The organism is Mesorhizobium sp. M1E.F.Ca.ET.063.01.1.1 (genome assembly GCF_003998155.1).
Classification (GTDB): domain Bacteria; phylum Pseudomonadota; class Alphaproteobacteria; order Rhizobiales; family Rhizobiaceae; genus Mesorhizobium.
The window spans coordinates 1-1,987 of sequence record NZ_RZSC01000942.1 but is presented as its reverse complement, the minus strand read 5'-3'; the positions used below and the strand labels follow the sequence as shown (position 1 = coordinate 1,987).

Genomic DNA, 1,987 nt, shown 5'->3' with positions numbered 1-1,987 from the left:
GATGACGGTCGTGTCCTTGCCTTCGGACATCGTCGAAAAATAGCCTTTCAGCACATGCGTTGCCGTCTGGTCGGTGCTGCCGACAAGCGTCACGCCGCGCTGCCTGGCGCGCGTCTGCAGCTCCGCTGTCAGTGGTGCCGCGGCTTCCACCGAGGCGCCGACGATCGGCGCGACCTGCAGCCGGGTCTTGGCGATGGCGGCTGTCTGAGCGGGGGTAGCGGGCGCCGAAGCCGTCGCTGTCGCCGCAGGGGCTGGCGCGGTCGTCGTCGGCGATGTGGTGGCCGATGTGCCCGGGGTGGTCGGCAAAGTCTGAGCCGAACTCGCCGGCGGGGTGACGGCCGAAGGATCGAGGACGTCCTTGGCGTTGGTGCAAGCGGTGAGCGCCAGCGCCGCGAGCAATGACACGGTCGTCACCTGCGATCGTCTCATTTGCCCGAAAACTCCCTCGTGGCGACGCCCCCGCGTGAACCTACCATTATGGATTCACTGTACGATCAAGTCGAGATCATGGCGGGAGAGCGGCTTCGGCGCCGATTCCGTGGTGAGGTAGGTGCGGCCAAGGGTCATCGCCGACTCGGTCTCGGAGTCCATGATGATCATATGCGCGAACAGCGTCATGTTGGGCGCGATCGGCTCCGGATTGCCCTGGTAGAACATCGGCATATCCATCCAGGACGGCGTGAAGCGGGCGCCGACCGAATAGCCGCAGGCGTTCAGCCGGTGCTTGGTGAGATTATGCGCCTCGAGCGTGCGGGCATGCGCATCGAAGACATCGCCGAAGGTGTTGCCCGGCATCATCGCCTTTTCGACCGCAAGCAGCGCGGCGCGGGCGGCATCGAACAGTTCCTGGTGGCGCTTCGAGACCTTGCCGGTCAATGCGGTACGCATCATCGGGGCGTGGTAGTGATGGAAGACACCCGCCCATTCGAGCGTCAGCTGGTCGTTCTTGGTAAGCTTGCGGCGCCCGGCCTTATAGCGGCAAAGCAGGGCATCGGCGCCGGAGCCGATGATGTATTCGTTGGCGGGGTAGTCGCCGCCGCCGGCAAAGACGGCACCTTGCATGGCCGCCAGGATAGGCCCCTCGTCGCCGCCCTGCTTGATCAGCGGCAAGGCCGCATCCAGCGCATCGTCGGAAAGACTTGCCGCTTTTTCCGCCTTGGCGATTTCGGCCGGGCTCTTGAAGAGCCGCAGCCGGCCGACGATGCCGGAAGCATCGGCGATCTGGCCGAAGGTTTGCAACTGCTCATCCACGCGGCGGCCGTTGTAGGCGGTCAGGCCATGCGTGTCGTATTCGACGCCGATGCGGGCGCCGAGCAGATCGAGGTCATTGAGCAGGTTGCGCAGGTCGATCGCCGGATTGGCGCCGTCGCGATCGGTCCACAGCACGATGTTTTCGATGGTCGAGGTGTGGCGCGCTTGTCTCAAATCGGCCGAGCGGGTGAGCAGCACCATCGATCCGTCGGCCTTCACTACCAGACACTGGAAGAAGCAGAAGCCGAACGTGTCGTAGCCGGTCAGCCAGTACATGCTCTCCTGCGCGAACAAAAGCACGGCGTCGAGCTTCTTCTCGGCCATTTCGATCAGCAGCCGGTCGCGCCGCGCGTCGAATTCCGAACGTTCGAAATGCAGCGCCATTATTCTTTCTCCAGAACGATTGCCGAAACCTGGCGCCCGTAATCCGCTTCCCTGCGGTGGGTGGTGCGCCGGTAGGAATAGAAAAGATCCTCTTCCGCGTAAGTGCAGCGGCCGAGCCCTTCGGCGGTCACGCCGGCCTTGCGCAGCCGGTCGACCGTATATTGGTTGAGGTCGAACATCGAGTGGCGGGGGTTCACCGACGACCTGAAATAGCGTTGGTTGCCGGCGTCGGCCTCGACGAAGCGGGAGACGAATTCCGCTCCGACCTCGTAATTGTCGGGTCCGATCGAGGGGCCGAGCACGGCGACGATGCGATCACGGCGGGCGCCGAGACCTTCCATCGCGGCAACGG

3 protein-coding genes are annotated in these 1,987 nt (G+C 64.2%); all 3 read right to left on the bottom strand.

The window, feature by feature from the left end; genetic code table 11:
* Positions 1-429 (bottom strand): hypothetical protein (locus EOA29_RS34565; protein ID WP_127222265.1); only part of this gene is annotated, 429 nt, incomplete at its 3' end.
* Between the two features lie 54 nt (positions 430-483).
* Entirely contained in the window at positions 484-1,635 is a 1,152-nt protein-coding gene (locus EOA29_RS34560; protein WP_126092382.1) for a Xaa-Pro peptidase family protein, read from the bottom strand.
* On the bottom strand, positions 1,635-1,987 hold a 353-nt coding region (locus tag EOA29_RS34555), incomplete at its 5' end, for a laccase domain-containing protein (protein ID WP_189479088.1). The genes EOA29_RS34555 and EOA29_RS34560, both read right to left, overlap by 1 nt.